We start from the raw sequence: 24,886 nt of genomic DNA, 5'->3' as shown, positions 1-24,886 counted from the left end.
TGAAGGACTGAGGGCTGATAGCTAATTATGAAGCGGCGAACGTTTTTGCAACGGTTTGGCTCTATTCTCGCGGCATTGGGTGTTGCCGAGGCTGAGTGGTTCAATTTTGGAACTCGCTATCAACAGGCATTGGCACAACCCAGCCCGCGCAAATTGGCGTTATTAGTAGGTATTAACCAATATCCAGAAAGTCCGGCACTGAATGGTTGCCTGGTGGATGTAGAACTACAAAAGGAAGTTTTGATCCACCGCTTTGGTTTCCAACCGTCAAATGTCTTGTCTTTGACTGACGAACAAGCCAGCAGAAAATTTATTGAGTCTGCTTTTTTAGAGCATCTCGTGCAGCAAGCAAAACCTGGTGATGTAGTTGTCTTCCACTTTAGCGGCTATGGCAGTCGGATCAGGTTGGTGAATTCACCAGAAACTGTGCAAAATGCTTTGATTTGCGCTGATGGGATAGAAGAATCACCTGCACAAGAGACTCAAACTGTCAATTATTTATTAGAAGAAACGCTGTTGTTGATGCTGCGATCGCTCCCCACAGAAAAGGTAACAGCAGTATTAGACACCAGCTACTACGCTCCTACTAACTTCTTATCTGCGGGGCATTTGCGAATTCGCGCCCGCCAGATGCCCACACAAGCCGTTTTGGCAGATGCGGAACTAGACTTTCAAAAAAGACTACAAGAAAACGCCGCCACGGAATTGCCTGCGGTGGTGATGTCTGCAACATCCAATCCCAATCAGTTGGCGCAGGAGATACAACAATCAGGTTTTAGTGCGGGATTATTTACCTACGCCTTGACGCAATATCTATGGGAGACTACACCAGCAGTAACAATACCTGTATTTGTCTCCCGTGTGGGAAGTACAATACAGCAGTTGGGTAGCCTGCAACAACCAGGCTTATTGACAGGTAAAAAGAATCTACAGCGAGTCCAGCTAAGCGAGAATTTTCTCCAAGAAGCCCTTGGTGCAGAGGGAGTAGTGACGGCAACAGAAGAGGATGGCAAAGTACATGTGTGGTTGGCAGGATTGCCACCCCAAGTGTTGGAATACTACGGTGTGAATTCTCGGTTGACTCTGGTGAGCGAAGCAGGGCCAAATATAGAGTTAATATTGCGATCGCGTAGTGGCTTAACAGCAAAAACACGGATTTCGTCTTCTGAAGGTAAAATTTCTCCCCAAGTCGGACAACTCGTGCAAGAAGCAGTGCGAGTTTTACCTCGAAATATTAATCTAATAATTGCCCTAGATGGGGGGCTGGAAAGAATTGAACGGGTAGATGCGACAAGTGCCTTTGCCACAGTTGCCAACGTATCGAGTGTAGTAGCAGGAGAACAACCCGCTGATTACGTGTTTGGCAAACTTCCAGACGCGAAGAGTAAAGACTTAATCGCGTCTACCTCATTGTTAGTTTCTCCCAGTCGTTATGGTTTATTTTCTCTGGGTAGCGAGCAAATCCCCAGCACCCTTGGCGAAGCCGGAGAAGCAGTAAAAGTAGCGGTGCAACGGTTAGATTCCAAACTGCAAACTCTGCTGGCAGCGAAATTATGGCAACTCACAGATAATGAAGGTTCTTCTCGCTTGCATGTCAAAGCCAACTTAGAAATAATCAGCACTATTGCGCCTCGGGTGGTGATGCAACGTGAAACACAGCGAACTGCGAGTGCCCAAACCGCCAGTAAGAAATTAGTTAGTCATGAACTTGGACATATGCCTACCGTACCTATCGGTAGCCGGGTACAGTACCGGGTGCAAAACATGGGCAATAGCCCAGTATATTGCATGCTTCTGGGACTAAATAGCGCTAGAAATGCGATCGCGCTTTTCCCGTGGCAAAAAGTTACAGAAACTGACGGTTCCCCAGACAAACCCCCGCTTAATGATATCGTCATTGCTCCCGGAGAAACACTCACCTTACCACATACCGCAGCTGGTTTTGAATGGGTGATACAGGGGCCAGCTTTCTTCAATGAAACCCAATTAATTTTTAGCACTGCCCCCTTTAGCCAAACCCTACATGCATTAGAAACTGCCAAACATCCCCGCGCCGATAATCAACGCATTCTACCACTGCTAAACCCCCTAGAAGTCGCCCACGCCGTACTGCAAGATTTGCACAACGCCAGTACAGTCAAAGCCGATCCGAACACCATCCCTGCTGACTCCTACGTCTTGGATGTGAATAATTGGGCGAGTTTGAGCTTTGTTTTTCAGGTAGTTTAAGTGAAACAGTAATTATGCCAATCACCTACAGGTTGATAAGTAACAGTAAACTGAAAATCTTGATCTAACTCAATATCATGGTCTGTAATTTGAGTTTCCTCAAATAATTCGCGTAAAGCACAACTAATTTCATCTTCGCCTGTTTCAATTTGTCCTTTTGGTAAGTCGTAACAGTGACTTTTCAACAGAAGTAAAAAACTCATCTGTGGTTGCGATCGCATAACTATTACACCACAGGATTTTTTGTTTCGCATTCTTTATTTACACAAATAAATGAGTAAATTCATATATTAAATCAATCCTACCCTTGCGTAACATTGCTGGATCTAATCTTTCTGTGGTGTTGCAAGTCATTAACACAACCAATCGCTGCTGCATGTGAATACCAGAGTCATCAATCACACTCTGGTACAACGTTCCATCTAGCAAACCCAAAATGTGTTCGGTTTTATTATTGTATTGTGCTACTTCACTAGCACGGTCTTGTGCTAAGTTATCTGCCTCGTTAATAATAATACAAATGCGTTCTAGATATGTAGGCGGTACAAAATTGGCGATCGCATCATGATCCAAAATAAAAATCACATATCCAAGTGGCACAAGAATTTCTTTTGCTACTGCTTGTGTCCATGCTGTTTTACCAGTTCCTGGTTTGCCATGTACCAAAATCGCTAATTGATGTTGATTGAGAACCGCCTGCTGCACTACATCAGTAAAGCTTTGTATATCTGTCGGAAAACTCCGAATAGAAAATAGGCTGTGAACCTTACCAACGCGGCTTTGATATCCACTCAGCATGATTGCTAAATCATAAGTCGCTTTGTTAATTAATGGAGATAGACTTTTTGCCATTAAAGTATAATGTCTTCTACCTCTTTCAAAGGGATCAATTTGCAACCAGATATCATCTTTAGACCAGTAAGCATAGACAGTGTTGACAACATCTAAGCGTTCCCAACTCACAAATTTATCAACCGGAAAATAAAAATCTCGTTCTAAATAGTATTGGGTAATAATATCAGGACATCCCAATAATTGTAAAACTCGCATGACAGTAATTTCTTGCAGACGGTTGAGAACATAATCAATAGGAATGCTGCTACGACTGACAAACTGAACTATAGGTGTATCGGTACTTAAAACATCTTTGTAACGATAATCAGGTGTAAGTGGATCTGGTGTGATGTAATTCCAAAATTTTTCAACTTCATAGCGCGTATTTTCCGAGGCAATATTCAATAAATTTGCCCACCAAGCATAATTATTGCGTCCCAAAGTTTCTGCTATGCTACTTGCTAAATTAAAACTTTTCTGGGTTAACTCCCGCGTATCGTTGCACATCAACTGCCATAAAAACTCCCAGTCAAAATCCCGATGAAAAGGACGCCAACCACTGGCAAGTAAACCTTGACGATTGTTATTTGCAGGAGAGCCTTCGTTGTATCTAAAATAGTCAAATTCCATATTTTCTATAGTGCAGCGTTAATGGAGTTAAGCTCGGCAGATGTACGCATTTATAATAGATTTTTCCAGTACTATCAACCACTTGCGTGCAAGTCGCCACAGCAAAGCGTCCGTCAATTGAAAGGAACTCTAGGAGTGAGTTATACCATTTCACTATCAGTCTGATACATCTGGCGATCGGGAAGACAAGGAAGACAAGGGAGAGGATTTGTATCAATAATTTTGTGTAACACAACATAATACAAAAGTAACAACTGTGTCAAGTCTCCGATTTCTTTAGATATAGCTTTTAGCTTTTTTTACAGAGTTTTACAGATCGGTAACATCACTCCGGTTGGTTGTGTAGTTCTTCGTAGAGAGAAATTAGGGGTGCTAGCCCTATGTCCCTAAATCGAGCACATTTCTATCATGACTCGCATTATAGTTATTACCTCCGGCAAAGGCGGCGTGGGTAAAACCACAGTTACAGCGAATCTGGGCATGGCTTTAGCCAACATGGGTTATCAGGTAGCATTAGTTGATGCTGATTTAGAATTGAGAAATTTGGATTTGCTGCTAGGACTAGAAAAACGCATAGTCTACACACTGTCTGATGTTCTAGCTGGAGAGTGCCGTTTAGAACAAGCTTTGGTGAAAGATAAGCGACAACCAGGTTTAGTACTTCTACCAGCATCACAAAAACGTACCAAAGAATCAGTAAATCCAGAGCAAATAAAATCACTGCTAAACGATTTGGCACAAAAGTATCAATACGTACTAGTAGATAGCCCAGCTGGTATTGACATGGGATTTCAGAATGCGATCGCTGCTGCCACTGAAGCGATAGTTGTCACCACACCAGAAATTTCCTCAGTACGTGATGCCGATCGTGTAATCAGGTTGATAGATGCCAAAGGTATTGAGCCTATTCAGTTAATCATTAACCGTATCAGACCTGGGATGGTACGGGATTTTAATATGATGTCAGTAGAAGATGTTCAAGAAGTTTTAGCAATTGGGTTACTCGGTGCGATTCCTGAAGATGAGCGCGTTATTGTTTCTACTAATCGTGGCGAACCTTTAGTATTAGTGGAAAATAATTCGGCAGCGGCCATTGCTTTTGATCGGATTGCTTGTAACCTGGAAGGGAAAACTGCCAACGAATGCCTTGAGTTTGACTCACCTAAAGACAACATTTTAGATTCAAATCCCTCAATTTACCCAATTAATGATTTTGTGAATCTATATCCCTATTTCTAAACTTCCCTATTCCCATCTTTCAGTGGAGATTTGGATGCTTCTTCTTCCTCATGCCGAAGCTTGACGTTGAGCCAAGAATCCCCTGCCTTTGGGAGTAAGTGAGCGAAGCAAAACTTACTCAGGCAGGGGAGTGTCAATCAGTTCTCCTTGAGGATTGCTTGGGTAGAAAGAATGCCAAAAATAAGCAAGCCAGACTAAACACAAGACCGAGCAATACCGCAGTTCGCATCGCTTCCACCGCAGATGTATTGAGAATTGGATCGAGATAGGGTTGAATTACTGTAGGCAAATTGTTAATAAATTCTTTTCGCTCTTCGCGGCTATAAGTTTGAATAACTCGTTCCAAAAAAAATCCCATATTGGAACTAACAGAGGTAGCGATCGCACCGATAGTAAATAGCCCCAAGCCTGCCATGAAGACTGATTTGCGACTAAATCGCTTGATCAGATTTTCACAGGTAGGGGCAAAGGAGGCTTTAACTAGAGGTAGCAGCACCAACGCCCCTTGAATAGAACCCACACTCGAATCCAGATCTCGCACAATACGCGGCATGATGGCAGGAACAACGCTGACGTTATATGCCACTAAAAATTGAGTCAAGCACAGACTCGCTGGAGAAGACCACTTCTCAAGAAATGATTGCTGCTCCTGTCTCATGGGATTTATCTCTGCTGATATGTTAATGAATATCCTAATCTGTGGAATCAGAAATTTTCGAGGTGATTTGAAGTTCCAGAGATGGTTTAACTATATACCTCGCCCACATTAAAAGACAGTGCGATCGCTAATTAGGAAATAACGTAAGTTAATGTATAACAAATTCAATTTAAAAACACTGATTGTTTATTAAACAATGCATATGATTCAGAAGGGATTATTTGAGTAGCATTGCTGATGCCCTATTTTTCCATTGGGTTAACAGTAAAATTATGACGCTGCCAATGACATCGTACGATAGCTATTTTTAGATCAATCTTGATTCTAAAAACTTTTTTCCTTGTTGTTCGCCATCTTGGATGAGCTGTTTGATGTGTTCGGGATTGCGATCGAGTTTAGTCTCATAGTCAAGGCTGTTTTGCAAGTCATCGGACATTTCGATAAAGGGAATATAGTAAGGTTTGTCTTCTAGTTCTACAAAAGATCTAGGAATTTTGATGGGTTCTTTAATATAGAACTCTTCTAGAAACTCATCTTTAAATGCTCCCCTTAACAATAGATTGTTGAGTATCTCGATACGTCTTAGGTTTTGAAATAAAGAAATATTTCCTTCCAGTTCATTGCGTCGATCTAAAATATCATCCACTTCCACCGGAATCGTATTTCTGCGTGTCGGATTCAGTTTAATTACCCAGATTTCCTGGGGAATATTCGCAACACCAACAGAGTTGGGATTTATTAATTCATCTGTAGGTGGATTGTCGGAATATAAGCCATCCCAATAAGCGTCTTTGCCAATTTCAACGGCTGGAAAAAGATTGGGAATCGTACAGGAAGCTAGGATATGTTCGAGTTTAATAGGTTGGTAAAATGAGTTAAACTTCCACAATTTTCCGGTGAGAATGTTACACGCACCTAACACAAGAATAGGAGGGTCTGGTTGTGCTCCCCAAGAGGCTAATTCCTGGAAATTGATGTGAGTTTCTAGCAATTCCTGAAAATTGATAAATCGACTCCGCAAACCCTGGGTTGTAAAAGACATCCAGTACTTAAATAGTGAGGATGAAGGACTGATATTGAAATGTGGCAGTATTCCCTTACTGACAAGTCTTAGGTTTGTAATCGCAAAGTCGTTAAACACACGCTCTTGATAAGTTTGAGCCGTATTATCCTTCCAGAAATCTATTAATCGCTGCTCAACTGGATTCTCGCCTTTTTTCAGAGCGTACCAGATCAAAGCCGCACAGATGGCACCTCCTGAAGTTCCGCTTAAACTAACAATCTCAAATTTGTCTCGAATGTTGTTCTCAAAAAGGGCTTTAAACACGCCAGCCGCAAAAGCAGCTTGGCTACCTCCTCCCTGACAAGCGATCGCAATTTTGGTTTTCATGAAAATCACTATTCCTCTACCTGTCACATCCTCATTTAGCTAATGCTTGGTAGGCGATCGCAACCACCTACACCACAGTGTGAATTTCTAAATGTGCGATCGCTAACCATTTAGAGCATGTTCTGCACCATCAGCGGTGTTGAATTTCCAAACGGTTAGATTAGCCATTGTTTATCTCCTTGTTTACAAGTCAGACCCCCACAGGCTTTTCACCCACAACGAGGGTATGAAAATCTCTTCCGCGATCCCCAATCCCTTTCCCCTATTTTCAAGACAGTCATCATGGCAGAATCGCCAACATGAATGAAAACCCCTCTCCACGTCACAGGGTCTTTGCGTCTATTTCAATTAAGACTCACTTTGTATTTAGGTAAGTATTTATCAGCATTTCATCAATTTTTGCGTTGTTCAATGGCAGATAAGCCAGTTAAGCAGAATTTTTACTCAGTTAATAAAAATAAGACAGTTAAGCTGAAGTATTCGTTGCTACTATTAGAGTACTTAAATAGCCGTCCGATCGCTACTTAAAAAAGTACCTGAATCTAAAGTAAAATTTTTGCAAGATTCGTTCTTTGAAGTTAAAAGTCAAAAGTAAAAAGGTAAAAGAAGAATATTTCTTTTTGTCTTAAGCTCAAAAGGATACAAGAGAGTGAATTTATTGATGGAGAAAGATAAAGATTTCCTTGCTTCAAGCCCCTAGATTGATCTATGGAGATTTCTTTTTACTTTTATCTTTTTACTTTTTACTTGTTTGACCCATTTCTCAAAAATGCTTCAGCCTCTGTTTCACCATAAGCGATCAGTTCTTGGATAAAACCAGGATTGCGATCTATCTTGGATGAGTAATCCAAATCCCAAAGCATCCTAATGCGCTTCACCTCAATATGCTGGTATTTGCCATTTGCAAGGAGATCGTTTTTCAGTAGTTCATTAATTTTTTCTATGAAATAGATTTCTTGCTCCAGGGAAAGATTGCCGGAGAGTTCATCACGCCGATCGCGTATCGCTTCTATTGATTTTGGCTCATTCTTGCTGGTTGACGGGTTAATCTGAACGATCCAGATTTCATCAGGTTTGACATCTGGAAGTTCTCGTATGGGAGGATTTTGCGAAAACAGCCCATCCCAAAATAACCCCTGCCCAATTCGTACCGATCTAAACAAAGTTGGGATCGCAGCTGAAGCTAGAATTGCCTCTACAGTAACTTCAGCATTCCTAAAAATTGTAAATTGGCCGCTCAGAACATTGACTGCTTCCACCAGGAACAGAGGGCTTGATCCGTTGACCAATTCTTTGATTTTTTCAAATTTAACGTGTTTTTCTAACAGTTGTTTCAGGCGCTGCTGCCCCCAATCAGGATAGGTATAGGGGCTAATTTCAGGCAGAGGAAAAATACTGTTCAAGCGCGATAACCAGACAAGATTGTTGTTGAGATAAATATCCCACAACGAAGTCGCAGAATTATCTCGCCAAAAAGAATCCAATAATTCAACTGCTATATCTTTGCTACCCAATAATAGACCGTACCAAGTCAACAGAGCAGAGATCGCACCGCCAGAAGTCCCGCTCAAAGCCACTATGTCAAACTGTGGTTCTGGTTGTTGCAGAATTCTTTTCAAGACTCCGGCGGTAAAAGCGGTATGAGTGCCACCCCCTTGACAGGCGATCGCCACTCGTCGATTTCTTGTGTTCTGTCCCATTTTTTCACCCTCTCCCCAAATATTTTTGCAACCCAGAACAGGCGATCCCGCTACAATCGAGGCAACGCCTCAGCATCTAGACAAAAGTAAAGTATCGTTAGGCAACGAAAATGGCTTTTATCCTAGTTGCGCGATCGGTTCCCAATTCAGCACATCTTGCAGCAAGGCTTGGTAGCCCTGGAAATTGGGATGAAGACCATCAGAGGAAAGATGCGATCGCACCCAATTTTCACCTCTTCCCAACCACAGGTCAAAAACATCCAGATAAGGAATCCGACGTGCTGCACAAGCTAGCTTAGTTGCTTCCTTATAGCGGTACTGGTCGGCATGATTGAAATAAAAACAGTTCAGGAAGGGCATCTTGCTTTCATCTACTGGCACCATGCCCACAAACAGAACATTACACAGCCGCTGTGCTCTGTCTAACAAGTTGGCTAGCTGTGTTTGAAACTGCTCAAATTCAGTAAATTGGCGTCCATTTCGCCGTCCTAAACGAGCTGAGTCATTGACTCCCACAGAAAGAATGATCAAGTCTGGAAAATTATTTCGCAGTTCGCCCCGTTGGCGAACTTCTTGCTCTAATCGCTGGGACACCTGAGCCACTCCATCTCCTCGAATGCCCAAATTGTAAAGAGCATGACCAGGATGGTCGGAATACATCCACCGACGTCGCAGTTGCTCTACCCAACCACCACCGACTGGATCGCCAAACCCATAAATAAGGCTATCACCAAGAGCAATCACCCTCAGAGCTAAGCGAGCTTGTTGAGAAACTGGAAATAAAGTATTCATCTTTCGCTTCTGAAGAGAAAAAGAAATTGCCATTTATATCGTGTCCGGCTAATCAACCTAAAAAAATGTTCGTAGTAGGGACTTTAGTCCTGATCTTGGGGATTAAAGTCCCCATTACAAACCAATACGGTTCAGTTAGTAGAATTCAATCTTTGGAGACAGGGGGGATCAAAACCTTAACTGAACTGTATTGCATTACAAACTTTTGATTATGGGTAATTTGACGGACATGATATTAGATATTGCCCTGCCCTGGATAAAGTATTTCGACAGGGTGTTATTTCTAACCAGAAATCATCCTGCTGTATGTATGGTGATATCTGCGATATCTTTAGAGCTACCGCAATTTGTTAGAGATGATGCTTGATCCCATCTGGGTGTGGTAAGTTAAAAATCTTCTAACTTGCATAGCTGAATTAAATAAAATTGTTGTGGTGCAGGCCGGACAGCCCGCTGAGAATATGCAAGTTATGCATGCGACAGCTTAACGTTGGGAAGTAGAGGTGATTAAACCACCCAGATTGATTTGCTGCTCTTCAACCAACGTATTCAGGCAAACTTTTTCACCTAAGTATTATGAGCACCGTTAACTTGGAGAACAGTGCCAGTAACGTAGCTACTGGCTATTGGTGAAAGCAAAAATGCGACTGCCCAAGCAACTTCTTCAGGTTTACCGAAGCGACGGAAAGGAATCTCTGCGGTAATCTTTTCTTTGACTTTATCTGGGATCGCCCTAGTCATCTCAGTCTCGATAAATCCCGGTGCCACAGCATTGGCTCGCACTCCGTACCGTGCCCCCTCTAAAGCTAAAGATTTGGTCAGACCAATAGCACCTGCCTTAGATGCTGCGTAGTTTGTCTGACCGATGTTTCCTCGCTCACCCGAAATCGAACTGACACAGACAACCGAACCTTCTCGTCGCTCGTACATCTTGGGAATGACGGGGATCAGCGTGTTGTACATACCCTTTAAGTTAGTTTCTATTACCGCATCCCAGTCATCTACCGTCAATTTGGGAAAAAAGTTATCTCGGGTAATTCCAGCGTTGGCGACAACCCCGTAAATAGGCCCTAGTTTCTCTTCCACTGTTGCTGCTACTGCTGCCATCGCTGCGGAGTCGGTCACATCGGCTGGAATTGCCAAAGCACCACTCTGAATATTGGGATCGCTACGATAGGTGTAAGCTACCTGAGTTCCCAACTCCTCTAATAGATTGACAATCGCCGCTCCAATACCTCGATTGCCACCAGTAACTAAGACAACTTTGTCTTCTAGTCCCAAATATTTCATATGTTAAGGTAGATATTGTGTATTACAAAATCAAGAGCAGTATTAGGAAGAAAGAAAGATAAGGGAAAAAAGGATTTTCTCCTTTGTCTGTCTTTGTTCTAGCTGCTCTTTACTTCAATCGCTCGATCGCGATCGCCGTACCGCCACCAGTCCCATGACAAACTGCTGCCAATCCTAATTGCCCATTTTTTTCTTGCAAAGCATTGAGCAGTGTCACGATAATTCGCGCTCCAGAAGCCCCGATGGGATGCCCCAGAGCGATCGCACCTCCATAGACATTAAGCTTTTCGTGAGGAACACCTAAGATTCGGTTAAATAAAACATTGCTCAGCGCAAAAGCCTCGTTGTTCTCGAATAAGTCAAAATCAGTAATTTTCATTTTCAACTTATCCAGAAGCTTTTTCACTGCATGGATGGGAACTTCCGGGAATCGCCACGTTTCCCCACCAGCCCACGTTCCCCCGATGATGCGGGCAACAGGCTTCAGTCCGTGTTCTTCCACTGCTCTTTCACTTGCCAAGACCAGAGCTGCTGCTCCGTCCGATATCTGACTGCTATTACCAGCAGTCAACACCCCATCCGCTTTGAAAGCAGGCTTGAGTTCGGCAAGCTTCTCCAAAGTGGTATCTAAACGAATTCCTTCATCTTTTTCCACTAATTGCACACCTTTCTTGCTCTTGACTTCAATTGGTGCAATCTCCTTCTGCAAGAAGCCTTGCTGAGTAGCACTTGCCGCTCGTTGCTGAGAATAGAAAGCTACTTCATCCAATTCATTGCGTGTAACTTTGTAAGCTTCTGCCAGTCTTTCAGCTTGCTCTCCCATCTTTTCAGATGTGGTGGGATCGGAAATACCATCACAGAGCAAGACATCGACGATTTGCTCTGGCGAATTCAGCAGTAATTTGCATCCCCATCTGACTCGGTGCGATAGCAATAACCCACTCTGGGACATTGATTCCATCCCACCAGCAAGTACGATGTCGGCTTCACCAGAAGCAATAGCAGTAGTGGCGCTCATCACGCTCATCATTCCTGACGAACACACCATATCCACAGCATATCCGTTTGCTGTCTCTGGAATACCAGCCTTGAAAGCTGCTTGACGGGGCAATAGCTGTCCATGACCAGAACGGAGTACGTTGCCAAAGATGTACAGGTCTATAAATTCCCCAGATATTCCAGATCGTTCTAGCGCGGCACGCATAGATATTGCACCTAAATCTACTGGAGAAAAATCTGCAAGGACTCCTCCGAAGCGACCGAATGGCGTGCGTGCTGCTGAGACAATATAGGCTTGTTGCATTATCTTGCTCCTGTGCAAATCTGATGGAATTTGTTTGTCTTTCCCCCTCCTTTATCTTTATACATTAAAAATAATTTTTATATACATTAGAAATTAGTGGAATGATTACTTAATGAGATTATTTAATTCAATAATTAAGTATGGGATTTTTTAGCATAATTATGTATGAAACTATAGGCAAAAGGAGTAGAAAAATGGACGCTTTCAATACCTTTGAACAGTATTTTAGGCAAGTAAGTGATTTGCAAAGAGCAACTTTCGAGACTTGGATGTCTACATTTCCGAGTACGCAAAGCTTCGGCGTGTCAAATTATCGTGATAATCTCAATAAAGCTTTGGATTTCCAGGAGAATTTGGCAAGCAATTCTCTAGAATTGCAGGTTCAGTTAACCCGTATATCTGTAGACATTCAGAAGCAATTTTTGGAGGGCTATTTTAAGATGTTACGTAGCTGGTGGTAAACAAAAGTACTGAGTTGTAGTAGAGTTGCTTTTGTTTCACGACATCCATGTAGATTCTCATGTTTTTTAGAGTATGACTGTCAAGGAATTACAGATTATGAAATAACTTCCTGATTCACAAAACTCTGAGTATTGACAAGCCCCTTAACAATTTTATTGGGGGCTTTTTTAATTACAAAATAAAATTTGATCTGCGCTCTATTTGTCAAACAAACAAATACTTACTAAATCAAGGCTATTTCATTTTATTCACGGTCGCCTGAAAATCAATTTTTGGGCTAACAGCCAAAATCCGTTAAAACGGACTGAAACTAAGATTTTTAGTCAGTTTTAACAGACTTAAGCTATAAGCCAGAAACTTAAGTTTCTGGCGAATTGAGGAAGAATGAAATAACCCTACCTACTTACTAAACAGCTATTTACTCTATCCAACATGACTGGATTTTTATCTACCTTCAGAAAAATCTTGAGCTAATAAATTAGTTTTATCTTCTATCTAAGGGTAGAGAATAATTATTTAGGGATTACGTACTGCGATCCGTATCTAAATCAATTAGTTTTATCTTCTATCTAAGGGAATAAAATCATAAACGATCGCACAGAAAACTCCTCTGCTTGTGGTTTAGCAATTCCATAATTCTTGAGAGCGCGATCGCTGAGTGCAATCATCTCTAAGATACTCATCCCTAAGACAGATAAAAAGGCTCTAGGGGATCAATACAGTAGGAGCAGTTAATATAACATCCAGTTAGCAATTGGACTGTAAACTCTCAAGCATCCCAATCATTATCAAATCATAGCATTGACAGCGGCTTCTAGTATCCGGACATTCATTCGTGAGAGTTTATGAACTACTGCCATGCGACACAGGCTACGAACTTAAAGTGGGGCGCTACTACCACTCCTATTTCCCAACCCTTTCCCCCATTGCGAGGGAAGGGTTTCTAGTTTCTACTTCTTTCCTGATGATGATGGTGTTGTTGTCCTAGCTGAGACTGAAGAATCTAACAAATTTTCCCAAGCCCAGTCATAGCAAACCTTTGAGAATTTCTGGAGGTATCTAATGCCATCCTCTAACCTACTAGCTGTTTTCAACCCTTCAAATTACTGGCGAGGCGGTCATGTCACTATGCCTTGGCAACCGGTCTATCAGCAGTTCCAGATCCCACCAGAAGAACTTGTATTAAAGGATGCGAGCGATTCCTCTGGAACGCCACTATTGGCGCAGATTGACCGGATCGATCCAGAAGATCCATCTCGCGATACCCTAATCTTTTCTCTTGCTGAAGCGATTCCACCTGGCTCGCAAGATTACTCGACTACCTCGGCTTTGGTGAAGATCGACCGTGGCAAGCCCATTCCTCACGACGAATTGGGCAAGCCATCCCTGGAAGTAGTCTATGGGTCGGATGGGCAAGAACGTGGAGTCAGATTAGTAAATAGCCGACTGATAGTCTGGTTTAATCTGGTTCCTGCACCAGAGAATGACGGGCGAAATTGGTTTGCAGGTTCAGCTACCAGCGTACAGCTTGACCATCAGGAGATCCTTGATCAGTTCAAAGCAGCGATGGGTGAGTGGATAAATCAAGACCCGGAAAAGCGCTGTATGCAGTTAGATCAACTTCAGCTGATGGAAATTCCTTATTCAGAATCGCCTTCCTATCAGGTTAGTTTGTACGATCGCTCCTACCGGCTTGTATCCCACTCCAGTGGCCCAGTGCGAGCCAGCATTACTATTGCCTCAGAACCATTCGACTATAGTGATTTAGAACCCAATACAGGCAAAGAACGTCATCTAAAGTGCCAACTGTATCGTGTAATTAGCCTGTACGCTGATGCAGACTACTTGATCGAGGAACTGTTCGTCAAAGGAAAGCCCAAGGGAGAAGAGGGCGGAACCCATGCTAGCACAGAGGCGATCAACCTCGAATTTGCGGTTCGCTACTATGCCTACATGGACATGAGCCAGCAGCCACAAATCTATCAGAATCCTAGTGTACCGGATTGGTTCGCCGTGGGTTCCAAAGAGGAACCTTATGCTGGATACGGATTTGCAACAGATGTTCATGTGGACTCGGTTACGTATCCTCATGATGTGAATGACAGGCGTTTCTCCTGGCAGTTATCGCCTGGTAAATCTGCCAAGTGCCTGCATCTATTTATGCGCTGCCCACAGAATGACTTTGATTCACGGGCAAGTAAATGCTGGTACGAGTTCATCCATAAACCACTCAAGGCTAAAGTCTACCAAGAATTCCAGCACCAGCTGCAAAAGCCGCAGAAAAAACTTGCTGACATCTGGGATGAGTCCCAAAAGCAGTTGAGCGAGTCGCAGAAAAAGCTTGTTTACACCTGGATTGACAACTTTCCCACTAGAATGATTCAGGTCAATTTTTCTGAAACTTTTCAGAAAACCCTAGATTTTCAACGAGAGCTAGTGAATGCTACCTTCAAAGCTCAACAGTTGGCAAGCAAATTGGGGACGGAAACCCAAAGGCAATTTTGGGATAATTATTTCCAACTGATGCAGAAGACAGCAGAGGAGACACCAAACCCAAAAGTTTAGTTAGTCATACCATTTCTCTAAATGCATACTATTTACAATCCCGCTTTTAAAAGGCGAATTCTGGTATGTTGCAAAAATAAGGAGAATTAATATTAGGTCTAAAAAAGCCTTCAATAGCATCGCTCCTGAGGATAAATTTGCTTTTCGGGACGTTTGCTATAATCCCAATGCCGAATAGATTTTTATCACCGATTTCGTGAATCTTCATCAATCAGAATCTTTGATTCTCTGTAAAATAAATATCTGTAAAATAAATATTAGTATTTATCATAAAAAATCATGAAATGATTAAATTTTTAGCTAAGTAAAATACTGGGAGAAATATGTTAACAAAAGATTAAAAACAAATTAAAACATTGCTTGCTTAGGTTAATAATTCAGTTTGGAATCGGAGCAGCGAATAACCTGAAAATCAATAAACTAAAAACGGGGGTGGGTCGGAAGCCCGCCCGTATAAAATACAAGATATTTTGCGTTTAATTATGTTGATCAACTTACTAGTTTTCACTCCTCACTTCTAAATCTTCTTGGCTTGTAATAGGCACTGACTATGAACCGTGTTTAGTGATACTTTTGATTAGCAAATCTGGTGTGCAACGTTTAAAAACCAACAGTTTACTCTTACGTTTTCAATCACTACTACAATAGCTATGGTAAAACTAATGACATTTATGAATGTAAATGCTAGTAAATATTGGCAATTTAATAATTTTTGCTACTTAACATTTTTTAGAAAAGTTTTTAGCAAAATATTAAACAGGTGATACTTTGATGATTTATCTGTGATTAAATATTCAATTTACAGATTATAATAATTTACTAAATAAACCTTGATTTATTAGGAAGTGGTATATTGTCCCGCCCCACTTCCTCTTCACCTATAAAAGGGTGGAGAAATAAGCGGTAAAACTTCAATGGATACTACTACTACTTTTTTTACAGATTCCCGCAGACAGTTTAGTGAATCGCAGAAAAAGCTCGCTGAAGTTTGGGATGAGTCCCAAAAGCAGTTGAGCGAATCACAGAAGAAGCTTGTTTACACCTGGATTGACAACCTTCCCACTGGAATGATTCAGGTAAATTTATCTGATACTTTCCAGAAAACTCTCAATTTTCAACGAGAACTGGTGAATTCTGCGCTCCAAACCCAACAGCTGGCAGTGCAGTTGGCAATGGAAACCCAAAAGCAATTTTGGGATAACTATTTCCAAATGACGCAGAAGACAGCAGAGGAGACACCAAGCACAACAACAAGTAGTTGGTAAGCTTTAAAAATAGCCTTCAGAAGCGATCGCTTCTGAAGGCTGCCAAGAGAAATTAACAAATGACAAGCAGCAAGCAATTTACTGGAGTCTCACGCACGTTGCTAATTCCCCTGCGAGCCAGAGCCGAGGAACACGCTCGTGCAGATGCCCTATTTCGAGATCCCCAGGCGCAGGATTGGTTCCAATCTCTGCCGTGGGGTGCTGACTTGGAAAATTGGTATGACTGGAGATACCAAATCTGCATTAGTGTGCGGACAAAGCTATTGGACGATATCGCAGCACACCACATTGCCACTTACCCCAACTCCCTAGTCGTAGAACTGGGAGCAGGTTTGTCTTCCCGTTATTATCGCGTGGGCAAGGGAAAAACTGAGTGGATTGAGTTAGACGTGCCGGAAGTCATTGACACCCGCCTTACTCTTGATACCCAAACGAGCGAGCATCGATTTTTGGCAACTTCAGTGCTGGATTGGGCTTGGATGGATGAAATCCCAGCTATTCCGTCTGAAGGTATTTTGTTTATTGCGGAGGGGTTGCTTTACTATTTTGAGGAATCGGAAGTTAAGCAGTTAGTGCAGCGCCTACGGGAACGGTTTGCAGGCGCAACATTGGCTTTGGATGTGGGGGGAATAGTTTTTAAACAGTTTAACGCGAACAAAGCCGCCCATTTTGGAGCGCCAATGAAGTGGTTTGTCGAGGATGAAAGGGATGTAGCGGCGTTGGGATTATCTGTGGTGAAGGTTTTCCCCCTGTTGAACTGCTATCCAGAACGCTGGAGCTTGATTCCTTGGCTATACTGGTGGCTGCCGTTTTGGGGATCGCTTCTGCGGAATTTTTGCCTGATTCTAGAGACAAGGTTGAATCCTGTGAATAACAATTATGGACGAACGCAAAAAGATTGCGATCGCCAAGTAGCTGGCTGAAGGTGGCTTTTTTTAGGTCGCTTGTCGTCAGCTTTAACAAGCAATCTTATCAAGAAATTGGGTCAACTCGGCGCTAAAGAGTCCAGGGCGTTCGACTCGACCGATCTCGCGATCGCACTTTCAACGTAACTCCAGAAGTATAAGCTTTGTGAAGCCAGTAACGCTAATCCAACGTTCATAGTAGGGCGGTGGCGCTGACGGCTTTACACCTAACGGCAGGAAATCCTGTAGGCGGATTTCTCTCCACCCTACGATTTGTGGTCTAATCATTTGAAAAGCGCTGTGAGTATTCAGCTTCTATTCAATAAGTACGTCAGTGCAAGTGTGCATACATCAGTCGCAGGGTCAATCCCTCTTTTCATCACAGAAAGATGGCTATGGGTGCCCATCCCCTTGTTTGCCCACCCGGAACCGTCTTGGTATGTCATCTTGGGGCATTGGGCATCGAGCATGGGGAAGAAATCCAATGCCCAATGCCCAATTCATAACGAGGCCCGCTTTGAAAAAAGAATGCACACATGGGTCTCCCCTTTGCAAACGGTATTATACCTACAAAAAAATACCCCTCCCTTTGCAAAAGGAAGGGTGCTTTTGGCAGGTTAAGTCAGACAGGAATTATAAGTAATCAAACAAACTTGATATAACAGTTTTGCCCAGTGTTTGGGAAAGCGGTCAAAATCTCCCTAATTTATTTGTGGTGATATTCTGAGTTCTGTGTTCTTCTTAATCAGGACGTGCGTACAACCAATTTGCAATTACAGGTGGCAAATCCCGCTGCACTTTACCGCTGACATACATACCGATATGTCCCACAGGGAAAGAAAGTACTGTGTAATCATTTGTACCAACATACTTCTCCAAGGCTATAGAAGACTTAGGCGGTACCAAGTGATCTTTTTCGGCATAAAGATTCAGTATAGGCATACAAACATTACCTAAATTGACCTGCTTGTCTCCAATCATCACCTCACCCTTAATGAGTTTATTTGCCTGATAGAAATCCTTGAGGAACTGTCGGTAGGCTTCCCCTGCCTGATCCGGACTGTCAAAGATCCATTTCTCCATACGTAGAAAGTTCAGTAGCTTGTCCTCGCTGTGCATGATCTCTGGAAAGTCTAGATATTTTTGAATTCCCAACTGCCGAGGCTTGAGCATTAAAAACTCGAAATTGAGAAAATCGCCGGGAATATTGCCTAAAGAATTTACCATCAGATCAATGTCTAAAGCCTCCGCTCCCACGGTACAGCCCCCGCGCATATACAGGAGCGCATCCGGGATTTGAAAATCTACTGGGGCAACCATTACAATCAGGTTCTTGACCTTTTCTGGATAGATGGCACTGTAGCAGAGGCTGAATGTTCCGCCCTGACAAATTCCTAGCAGATTAATCTTGTCTAAACCATGCTTTGTCCTGATGAAATCAACACAGTTATTGATATAGCCGTTAATGTAGTCATCTAAGGTCAGCCAACGGTCAGCGCGGGTGGGATAGCCCCAATCAATCAGGTAAATATCCAAACCCAGTTTGAGTAAATTAGCAACAAGCGATCGATCTTCTTGTAAATCAACCATGAAGGGACGATTCACCAGGGCATAGACGATGAGAACAGGAATGTTCAATCGCTCCTCTACCATTGGCTGAAATCGGTAGAGGATCAACTTGTCCTCGCGATAGACCACCTCTCTAGGGGTAGAACCAATTTCAATGTCTTCTTCCCGCAGGCGGCTCAAATTTTCAATACCTTTGAATACCTTTTTGGTTAGTTCTGTATACTCATCGCTTGCGTCCTCAAGACGCATTTGCATTAGAAACGGCAGCATGGCTTTGTGTTTCCTCCCTGCAACTGTTGAATCAAGTTCTTGGCTACTGCTGTTCATCTGTTGGCGGCTTTTCTGGAGTTGACGGGTTTGCTTGCGCTTGAGCTTCGTATTTGGCTAAGGTTTTTTTTAGGTTCTTAACCTCTTTGCGTAGCTCGTAGATACTCTTGTGAACTTCGTCCACTTCGCTGCGTAGGGGCATATTCATCGTTTTCATCCACACTTCCATAAGCTCTTGCTGATCGAGTCTGTAGCTATTGAGGGCATTCAAGAACCTGCCCCGAACCTTGAGGTTTTCTTCGGTACAAAATGCCTTCTCAAACACATCATCGGCAGTGCGCCCCCAGAGTTCCTGAAACTGCCGCCAGTCTTTGACCTTTTCGCCTTTTTCCGCGAGCGAGATCAGTTCTCGCATCAGTTCTTCAAAGGATTGCGCTTGGATATCAGCCAGCAAAATCTGATAGTCAATACTTGCTCGATAGAGTTTTGTCCAGGTATCAAATGCTCCCAGTAATTTATTGTTAAATTCACGGGTAGGTCCCAGCAGGGGAATCTGCATCAAACTACCAAAGGTCTCCTCATACACTAAGTTCCAGTAGAGGTTGTTTAGCTCAATCCAGGGTTGGCTAGTGCGGGTAACTGCTGCCTGACTCAGCGGCCCCATAGATGCCCCCATAGCATTTGCCCACAGTTGGCTAAACTTTTGCATCTCTTTGATATAGAGCTGCCATAACTCTGCTGCATTTTGATTGACTTTGAGGGTTCCCTTAGAAAAGTCGTCAACTTGACTGCGTAGTTGCTCCGTGTAGTTCTTTAGGGAATATTGCCAGTCTTCTCCAGATTCAATTTTTGGAAAGATATCTTGCCAAGTATTAAATGATAGTCTGAATAAGCGGAGCAGCAGTTCCTGATTTTCTACAAACCGTTGATTAATAGACTCCATTCCTGGTTTGGTATCTGCGATCGGATTGCGAGTCGCCAATCCCATCAGATCAAACCAGCTTTTCCACGCCTGAGTACCTACCTCCGTCCAAGTTTTTATGAGTTGATCCGCCATGCCACTCCAGGAATTCGTTTCTTTTTCCATTTGTCGTTCCTCCTAATAGGAACCTGGTGTTAAGGGAGGTTGGGGAAAGCAACACCTCAACAATACACTAGTTAAATCCCCTTTGCTCCCCTTTCACAGGGTTCATAACTTCACAAAAAAAATTCTCTGCCTTTACATTAGTACAAGATCGAAGAAGTAAATGACTGACTAGCTGACAAGTAATTAAAAGCTAGTGTCAACCACACCAACTTTGCGCTTGTGATACGAAGTTCGTAGTGGGCGGCTCTAGCCCTACTTTAATAGCTACTTTAAGGGCTGTATGCGTAGCGTTCTCGCAGAGGAGCCGCTTACTACAAACACAGCATACTTTGTGGTGGTCGAGTACTAGGTGTGATGAGCACCATTGACTCGCAGCACTTCACCCGTAATATAGCTGCTGGCAACAGGTGATAGGAGAAATGCTACCGCCCAGGCAATTTCTTCCGGTTTGCCAAAGCGACGGAAAGGAATTTCCGCAATAATCTTTTCTTTGACTTTATCTGGGATTACCCTAGTCATTTCCGTATCGATGAAGCCCGGTGCTACGGCATTTACCCGCACGCCATAGCGAGCAGTTTCTCTGGCAAGAGCTTTGACTAGACCAATCACAGCAGCTTTGGTGGCAGCGTAATTCACTTGACCAACATTGCCCCGCTCTCCTGAAATCGAACTAATACAGACAACTGAACCTTCTCCCCGCTCGTACATGCCAGAAATAAAGGGTTGAATGGTGTGATTTACACCTTTTAAGTTGACGTTGATGACTGCATCCCAGTCTTCTGGGGTCAATTTGGTAAAAAAGTTATCGCGAGTAATTCCGGCATTGGCAACTATCCCGTAAACGGGCCCCAATTTCTCTTCAATTTGGGCAGCGGCAGCTTCCATAGAGGCTAAGTCGGTTACGTCAGCTTGGATCGCTAAGGCTCCACTTTTGCCTTCGGCGAGCTTGATGTCGGTGTAGGCGACCTTTGCACCCAATTCTTGGAGTAAGGCTACGATCGCAGCTCCAATTCCTTGATTACCGCCGGTGACAACAATAACTTTATTTTCCAGTCCTAATGATACCATTATCAATTCTCCTTTACACTCGTTCGATGGCGATCGCTGTGCCGCCTCCTGTTCCATGACAAAGCGCTGCCATGCCGAGGCTGAGATCCCGCTCTTGCAAGGCGTTAATCAACGTAACCACAATCCTTGCTCCAGAAGCACCAATGGGATGTCCTAGGGCGATCGATCCTCCATTGACGTTCAATTTGTCAAGCGGAATCTCCAGCATGCGATGGAATAGTAAGGAGCTAACCGCGAAAGCCTCGTTATTCTCAAACAGGTCAAAGTCAGAAATCTTCAGGTTGAGTTTGTCTAACAACTTCTTGCTTGCTCCAATTGGCATTTCCACAAAGCGCCAAGTTTCACCACCTTCCCAACTTCCCCCTAGTACCTTAGCAATGGGCTTCAATCCATACTTGTCTACCGCTGATTGGCTGGCTAAAATCAGGGCTGCTGCTCCATCACTAATCTGACTGCTGTTCCCTGCTGTGAGAACCCCATCTTTTTTAAAGGCAGGGCGTAGTTTTGCCAGAGTTTCCAGCGTCGTATCCGAACGAATTCCCTCATCGCTATCTACTATCTGCGTACCTTTTTTGCTAGTGACTTCCATCGGGGCAATTTCGTTTTTAAAGCTCCCCCGCTCCGTTGCAGCAGCAGCTCGCTGATGGGAATAGAGTGCGATCTCATCCAAGTCCTTGCGACTAAATCCATAGTGTTCGGCGATCCGCTCCGTTTGCTCTCCCATACCTTCCTCTGTGGTTGTATCCATCAACCCATCCTGGAGTAATAAATCTGTTAACTGCTCTGGTGCGCCTAAGAGAAATTTGTAACCCCATCTGGCTCTGTGGGAGAGGAAAAAGCCAGTCTGGGACATCGATTCCATCCCCCCAGCTAGAACGATGTCTGCTTCGCCACACCGGATCGCTAGGTTGGCATTAATCAGACCGATCATACCTGAGGAACAAACCATATCAACCGCGTATCCATTCACCGCTTCCGGAATCCTGGCCTTAAGAGCGGCTTGGCGGGGCAATAACTGTCCGTGTCCTGCCCTGAGTACGTTGCCCATAATATACAGGTCTAATGCTTCTGGTGGCACACCAGCCCGATCTAAGGCAGATCGCATCACGTGGGCACCCAAATCAATTGGTGAAAAATCTGCCAGTACGCCTCCAAAGCGACCGAGGGGCGTGCGTACTGCTGAAACAATGTACACGTCGTGCATAAATATTTTTACTCACTCCTAATTTTTTGTTTAAGTATTAAGCAGATTTAATTTTTACCTGAAGCGAGTTTGAGAACAATGCTTTTTAGGGAACTCGGTACAGGTATATTTTTCTGCTCTTGCTCAAAGGGTAAACATCATTGTATGCTGCACCCGGCTCATAGATTCCCGTTGAGTTTTGGAAGAGTCCCTCAAGAGCGATCGCCCTTGAGGGGTAGATATACTCTTGTCAAGAAGCGCTCAAAGACTGACTACAATCCTAACTACTGGCAGCAGCTGGCTTTTTCCGCATCCTTTCAAAATAGTCTTCCCAGAATTTCTTTTGAGCGTCTAGCATCATTCGGTTGTTTTTTTCTTGGGCTTCTAGGAAGGATTTGACTATTTCTGCTTGGAAATCAAGGGATTGATCAAAGGCTTCTGAGGGATTGACCTCTCCTTGTACATTTGGCAAACTTTCCAGCAAAGTGTCAAAAAACTTTTTCTGCCAGTCGCTAAACTGTTTCTGCCACTCGTTGAACTGCTTTTGGTACTCGTCAAAATAGGTGGTATACATTTGACGTTTAACCGCTAGATACCCCATTCTTGCTGGTTTGGGGAGGAAGTGGGGCGGCATTTACCACATCCATCAGAGTAAATACCTATCTACTAATAGTATATGCCGACTGACTCAGTTCAATTTCATCTGCTTTACAGAAATTTTCAGCCTGCAACACAACAGTACACAAAGTAGCAAATGAAACTGCTCTGATGTCACCATTTCCTCAGCCAGGAAATATGAAAGGTTGTGATTTATTCATCATCCAGTCGGGTAAATTCTTCTATTTCTTTATAAGCCTCCTTCATGCGAGTGTAGTGGGCTTCTTTGGCAAAATCCTCAAATGCTTTTGTCCCTTGCCGATAAACTGCATTGACAAACTCTGCGTGAAAAGTTTCTTGCTGATTTTGATAGTCAATACTCACATGAGAACCTTGATATTCTGTCGGAGACTGAAACTGTTGCGTCTCGGTAGAGGCTGCCAGCGCCGTTGTCGATGATTGTCCACCGGAAATGGCAACTGAAACGGCATCAAAATATCCCGTGCCAACTTCGCGTTGATGACGCACTGCACTATATCCATCCGACTCACTCGCAAACTCGGCTTCCTGCAATTCGGCATAAGCGGTCATCCCGGTCTGGCGATAGCTACGAGCTAGGTCAAACATGCCATGATTCAGAGAGTGGAATCCAGCCAAGGTCACAAACAGGAATTTATAACCCATCGCTCCCAGTTCCTTCTGGAAATTGGCAATTGTGGCATTATCTAGGTTGGCTTTCCAGTTAAAAGAAGGCGAACAGTTATAAGCCAGCAGTTTACCCGGAAACTCTCGATGAATGGCTTCAGCAAATAGGCGAGCTTCTTTGAGATTCGGTTTGGAGGTTTCCCACCACAACAAGTCTGCATAAGGTGCATAGGCTAACCCACGGGCAATGCAATGTGTCAGCCCTGTGCCCGGTCTTAAGCGATAGAATCCTTCTGCTGTCCGTTCCCCTGTAATAAAAGGTAAATCTCGCTCATCGACATCGCTAGTAATCAATTTGGCACTCTCAGCATCCGTACGAGCGACAATCAGCGTCGGAACACCCATGACATCAGCCGCTAGCCTTGCCGCATTTAGGTTGCGAATGTGGGCGGCTGTTGGAATTAGCACTTTGCCACCTAAATGGCCGCATTTCTTCTCTGAAGCTAGTTGATCTTCGTAATGCACGGCAGCCGCACCAGCCTCGATGTAGGCTTTCATAATTTCAAAGCTGTTTAAGGGACCGCCAAACCCGGCTTCTGCATCGGCAACAATCGGAGCAAACCAGTAGATATCGTCTTTTCCTTCTAAATGCTGAATCTGGTCAGATCGTTGGAATGTCCGGTTAATGCGACGGCATAATTCTGGCCCGCTATTCGACGGATACAGACTTTGATCGGGATACATAGTTCCTGCCAGATTTGCATCCGCCGCAACCTGCCAGCCAGATAGGTAAATTGCCTTCAAACCAGCACGCACCATCTGCATCGCTTGATTTCCCGTCACCGCACCAAGCGCATTGATATAGTCTTCGCTGTGCAGCAGTTCCCAAAGCCTGTTTGCACCCATTTCGGCAAGGGTATAGCAGATGTCGATTGAACCACGCAGTTTAACCACATCTTCAGGGGTATATGCACGTTGAATTCCGTCAAAACGACCTTTAGGAGCACTAGGAACAAGGGTTTCAAAAGTATGTTCACTCATGCTGGTAATCTCCTGCAATTCATTCAGAAAGGGGAAAGGGGAAAGGGAAGAGAAGACTATTTTCCTCTTTGTGTCTTAGTGTCTTTGTGTTTCAATCATTCTTTTTTCACCACCCTCCGGGTTCGCCAGTCCCCCATCTCGGCAGAAGCCAAGACGGGGGCTGGACT

At 43.6% G+C, this 24,886-nt stretch carries 22 protein-coding genes; 7 read left to right on the top strand and 15 right to left on the bottom strand.

The genetic code is table 11. From position 1 onward, the window contains the following. The first annotated feature begins 27 nt into the window (after positions 1-27). Positions 28-2,229, top strand: a complete 2,202-nt coding sequence (locus HXY43_RS24135; protein ID WP_290888898.1) for a caspase family protein — start codon at positions 28-30, stop codon at positions 2,227-2,229. Here HXY43_RS24135 and HXY43_RS24130 read toward each other — a convergent pair. Together HXY43_RS24130 and HXY43_RS24125 are read right to left on the bottom strand one after the other, a co-directional pair. After that, a complete protein-coding gene (locus tag HXY43_RS24130; protein ID WP_290888896.1) occupies positions 2,226-2,483 on the bottom strand; it encodes an NUDIX domain-containing protein in 258 nt (85 codons plus the stop codon). The two genes, HXY43_RS24135 and HXY43_RS24130, sit on opposite strands and share 4 nt — an antisense overlap. A gap of 7 nt (positions 2,484-2,490) precedes the next feature. Then, positions 2,491-3,693 carry an AAA family ATPase gene (locus HXY43_RS24125; RefSeq protein ID WP_290888893.1) on the bottom strand — a complete coding sequence of 401 codons (1,203 nt, stop codon included), beginning with the start codon at positions 3,691-3,693 and terminating at the stop codon, positions 2,491-2,493. Between the two features lie 408 nt (positions 3,694-4,101). On the opposite strand from HXY43_RS24125, the gene minD reads away from it, so the two are divergent. After that, positions 4,102-4,932, top strand: coding sequence for a septum site-determining protein MinD (minD, locus tag HXY43_RS24120; protein ID WP_290888889.1), 831 nt, complete (start codon positions 4,102-4,104; stop codon positions 4,930-4,932). Positions 4,933-5,065: 133 nt separating this feature from the next. Here minD and HXY43_RS24115 read toward each other — a convergent pair whose 3' ends face one another. After that, positions 5,066-5,590 carry an MFS transporter gene (locus tag HXY43_RS24115; protein WP_290888886.1) on the bottom strand — a complete coding sequence of 175 codons (525 nt, stop codon included), beginning with the start codon at positions 5,588-5,590 and terminating at the stop codon, positions 5,066-5,068. A 307-nt stretch (positions 5,591-5,897) separates the two neighbouring features. Next, the gene (locus HXY43_RS24110; RefSeq protein WP_026732756.1) at positions 5,898-6,980 is read right to left on the bottom strand and encodes a patatin-like phospholipase family protein; all 1,083 of its coding nucleotides are present in this window, start codon (positions 6,978-6,980) and stop codon (positions 5,898-5,900) included. 303 nt (positions 6,981-7,283) lie between these two features. On the opposite strand from HXY43_RS24110, the gene HXY43_RS24105 reads away from it, so the two are divergent. Further along, positions 7,284-7,508: a hypothetical protein gene (locus HXY43_RS24105; RefSeq protein WP_290888881.1), complete on the top strand. Its 225-nt coding sequence runs from the start codon at positions 7,284-7,286 to the stop codon at positions 7,506-7,508. 215 nt (positions 7,509-7,723) lie between these two features. Here HXY43_RS24105 and HXY43_RS24100 read toward each other — a convergent pair whose 3' ends face one another. From HXY43_RS24100 to HXY43_RS24085, 4 genes are all read right to left on the bottom strand, one after another. Continuing rightward, positions 7,724-8,680, bottom strand: coding sequence for a patatin-like phospholipase family protein (locus HXY43_RS24100; protein WP_290888878.1), 957 nt, complete (start codon positions 8,678-8,680; stop codon positions 7,724-7,726). A gap of 117 nt (positions 8,681-8,797) precedes the next feature. Next, entirely contained in the window at positions 8,798-9,472 is a 675-nt protein-coding gene (locus tag HXY43_RS24095; RefSeq protein WP_026732753.1) for a GDSL-type esterase/lipase family protein, read from the bottom strand. Positions 9,473-10,039: 567 nt separating this feature from the next. Continuing rightward, the gene (phaB, locus tag HXY43_RS24090; protein WP_290888875.1) at positions 10,040-10,762 is read right to left on the bottom strand and encodes an acetoacetyl-CoA reductase PhaB; all 723 of its coding nucleotides are present in this window, start codon (positions 10,760-10,762) and stop codon (positions 10,040-10,042) included. 109 nt (positions 10,763-10,871) lie between these two features. Continuing rightward, on the bottom strand, positions 10,872-12,065 hold the full coding sequence (locus tag HXY43_RS24085) for a thiolase family protein (RefSeq protein ID WP_290888872.1): 1,194 nt from the start codon (positions 12,063-12,065) through the stop codon (positions 10,872-10,874). Positions 12,066-12,259: 194 nt separating this feature from the next. Here HXY43_RS24085 and HXY43_RS24080 point away from each other — a divergent pair, with 194 nt between their 5' ends. The 4 genes from HXY43_RS24080 (at position 12,260) to HXY43_RS24065 (ending at position 17,280) form a co-directional block, all read left to right on the top strand. Next, the gene (locus tag HXY43_RS24080; protein ID WP_290888869.1) at positions 12,260-12,526 is read left to right on the top strand and encodes a hypothetical protein; all 267 of its coding nucleotides are present in this window, start codon (positions 12,260-12,262) and stop codon (positions 12,524-12,526) included. Between the two features lie 1,063 nt (positions 12,527-13,589). Beyond that, positions 13,590-15,092: a hypothetical protein gene (locus HXY43_RS24075; RefSeq protein WP_290888866.1), complete on the top strand. Its 1,503-nt coding sequence runs from the start codon at positions 13,590-13,592 to the stop codon at positions 15,090-15,092. A 914-nt stretch (positions 15,093-16,006) separates the two neighbouring features. Beyond that, positions 16,007-16,357 carry a hypothetical protein gene (locus HXY43_RS24070; protein WP_026732746.1) on the top strand — a complete coding sequence of 117 codons (351 nt, stop codon included), beginning with the start codon at positions 16,007-16,009 and terminating at the stop codon, positions 16,355-16,357. A gap of 59 nt (positions 16,358-16,416) precedes the next feature. Continuing rightward, the gene (locus HXY43_RS24065; protein WP_290888862.1) at positions 16,417-17,280 is read left to right on the top strand and encodes a class I SAM-dependent methyltransferase; all 864 of its coding nucleotides are present in this window, start codon (positions 16,417-16,419) and stop codon (positions 17,278-17,280) included. 120 nt (positions 17,281-17,400) lie between these two features. Here HXY43_RS24065 and HXY43_RS24060 read toward each other — a convergent pair whose 3' ends face one another. From HXY43_RS24060 to aceA, 7 genes are all read right to left on the bottom strand, one after another. Then, a complete protein-coding gene (locus tag HXY43_RS24060) occupies positions 17,401-17,550 on the bottom strand; it encodes a hypothetical protein (protein ID WP_290888859.1) in 150 nt (49 codons plus the stop codon). A gap of 453 nt (positions 17,551-18,003) precedes the next feature. Further along, complete coding sequence (gene phaC, locus HXY43_RS24055; protein ID WP_290888856.1) at positions 18,004-19,158, bottom strand: class III poly(R)-hydroxyalkanoic acid synthase subunit PhaC; 1,155 nt, start codon at positions 19,156-19,158, stop codon at positions 18,004-18,006. Next, positions 19,145-20,185 (bottom strand): class III poly(R)-hydroxyalkanoic acid synthase subunit PhaE, encoded by a 1,041-nt coding sequence (gene phaE, locus HXY43_RS24050; protein WP_290888853.1) that lies wholly within the window; start codon positions 20,183-20,185, stop codon positions 19,145-19,147. Before phaE ends, phaC begins: the two co-directional genes overlap by 14 nt. Positions 20,186-20,530: 345 nt before the next feature. Further along, positions 20,531-21,253, bottom strand: a complete 723-nt coding sequence (phaB, locus tag HXY43_RS24045; RefSeq protein WP_290888851.1) for an acetoacetyl-CoA reductase PhaB — start codon at positions 21,251-21,253, stop codon at positions 20,531-20,533. A 13-nt stretch (positions 21,254-21,266) separates the two neighbouring features. Beyond that, a complete protein-coding gene (gene phaA, locus HXY43_RS24040; protein WP_290888848.1) occupies positions 21,267-22,457 on the bottom strand; it encodes an acetyl-CoA acetyltransferase PhaA in 1,191 nt (396 codons plus the stop codon). Positions 22,458-22,716: 259 nt separating this feature from the next. Then, positions 22,717-23,070 (bottom strand): thylakoid-associated protein, encoded by a 354-nt coding sequence (locus HXY43_RS24035; protein WP_290888845.1) that lies wholly within the window; start codon positions 23,068-23,070, stop codon positions 22,717-22,719. A gap of 176 nt (positions 23,071-23,246) precedes the next feature. Continuing rightward, positions 23,247-24,719: an isocitrate lyase gene (aceA, locus tag HXY43_RS24030; protein WP_290888842.1), complete on the bottom strand. Its 1,473-nt coding sequence runs from the start codon at positions 24,717-24,719 to the stop codon at positions 23,247-23,249. Between the last annotated feature and the right edge of the window lie 167 nt (positions 24,720-24,886).

The sequence above is a fragment of the Fischerella sp. genome, from assembly GCF_013388695.1.
In the GTDB taxonomy this organism is placed as follows: domain Bacteria; phylum Cyanobacteriota; class Cyanobacteriia; order Cyanobacteriales; family Nostocaceae; genus PCC9605.
The sequence above is the reverse complement of the archived record's forward strand: the minus strand, read 5'-3'. Positions and strand labels throughout refer to the sequence as shown.

What these genes read in the sequence shown, in the direction of transcription:
- aceA (WP_290888842.1), bottom strand. Translation starts at nt 24,719, where the DNA reads ATGAGTGAACATACTTTTGAAACCCTTGTTCCTAGTGCTCCTAAAGGT.
- HXY43_RS24075 (WP_290888866.1), top strand. Translation starts at nt 13,590, where the DNA reads ATGCCATCCTCTAACCTACTAGCTGTTTTCAACCCTTCAAATTACTGG.
- HXY43_RS24135 (WP_290888898.1), top strand. Translation starts at nt 28, where the DNA reads ATGAAGCGGCGAACGTTTTTGCAACGGTTTGGCTCTATTCTCGCGGCA.
- phaA (WP_290888848.1), bottom strand. Translation starts at nt 22,457, where the DNA reads ATGCACGACGTGTACATTGTTTCAGCAGTACGCACGCCCCTCGGTCGC.
- phaB (WP_290888851.1), bottom strand. Translation starts at nt 21,253, where the DNA reads ATGGTATCATTAGGACTGGAAAATAAAGTTATTGTTGTCACCGGCGGT.
- phaE (WP_290888853.1), bottom strand. Translation starts at nt 20,185, where the DNA reads ATGGAAAAAGAAACGAATTCCTGGAGTGGCATGGCGGATCAACTCATA.
- HXY43_RS24035 (WP_290888845.1), bottom strand. Translation starts at nt 23,070, where the DNA reads ATGCCGCCCCACTTCCTCCCCAAACCAGCAAGAATGGGGTATCTAGCG.
- phaC (WP_290888856.1), bottom strand. Translation starts at nt 19,158, where the DNA reads ATGAACAGCAGTAGCCAAGAACTTGATTCAACAGTTGCAGGGAGGAAA.
- HXY43_RS24100 (WP_290888878.1), bottom strand. Translation starts at nt 8,680, where the DNA reads ATGGGACAGAACACAAGAAATCGACGAGTGGCGATCGCCTGTCAAGGG.
- HXY43_RS24085 (WP_290888872.1), bottom strand. Translation starts at nt 12,065, where the DNA reads ATGCAACAAGCCTATATTGTCTCAGCAGCACGCACGCCATTCGGTCGC.
- HXY43_RS24095 (WP_026732753.1), bottom strand. Translation starts at nt 9,472, where the DNA reads ATGAATACTTTATTTCCAGTTTCTCAACAAGCTCGCTTAGCTCTGAGG.
- HXY43_RS24115 (WP_290888886.1), bottom strand. Translation starts at nt 5,590, where the DNA reads ATGAGACAGGAGCAGCAATCATTTCTTGAGAAGTGGTCTTCTCCAGCG.
- HXY43_RS24070 (WP_026732746.1), top strand. Translation starts at nt 16,007, where the DNA reads ATGGATACTACTACTACTTTTTTTACAGATTCCCGCAGACAGTTTAGT.
- HXY43_RS24125 (WP_290888893.1), bottom strand. Translation starts at nt 3,693, where the DNA reads ATGGAATTTGACTATTTTAGATACAACGAAGGCTCTCCTGCAAATAAC.
- HXY43_RS24060 (WP_290888859.1), bottom strand. Translation starts at nt 17,550, where the DNA reads ATGATTAGACCACAAATCGTAGGGTGGAGAGAAATCCGCCTACAGGAT.
- HXY43_RS24105 (WP_290888881.1), top strand. Translation starts at nt 7,284, where the DNA reads ATGAAAACCCCTCTCCACGTCACAGGGTCTTTGCGTCTATTTCAATTA.
- phaB (WP_290888875.1), bottom strand. Translation starts at nt 10,762, where the DNA reads ATGAAATATTTGGGACTAGAAGACAAAGTTGTCTTAGTTACTGGTGGC.
- HXY43_RS24110 (WP_026732756.1), bottom strand. Translation starts at nt 6,980, where the DNA reads ATGAAAACCAAAATTGCGATCGCTTGTCAGGGAGGAGGTAGCCAAGCT.
- HXY43_RS24080 (WP_290888869.1), top strand. Translation starts at nt 12,260, where the DNA reads ATGGACGCTTTCAATACCTTTGAACAGTATTTTAGGCAAGTAAGTGAT.
- HXY43_RS24065 (WP_290888862.1), top strand. Translation starts at nt 16,417, where the DNA reads ATGACAAGCAGCAAGCAATTTACTGGAGTCTCACGCACGTTGCTAATT.
- minD (WP_290888889.1), top strand. Translation starts at nt 4,102, where the DNA reads ATGACTCGCATTATAGTTATTACCTCCGGCAAAGGCGGCGTGGGTAAA.
- HXY43_RS24130 (WP_290888896.1), bottom strand. Translation starts at nt 2,483, where the DNA reads ATGCGAAACAAAAAATCCTGTGGTGTAATAGTTATGCGATCGCAACCA.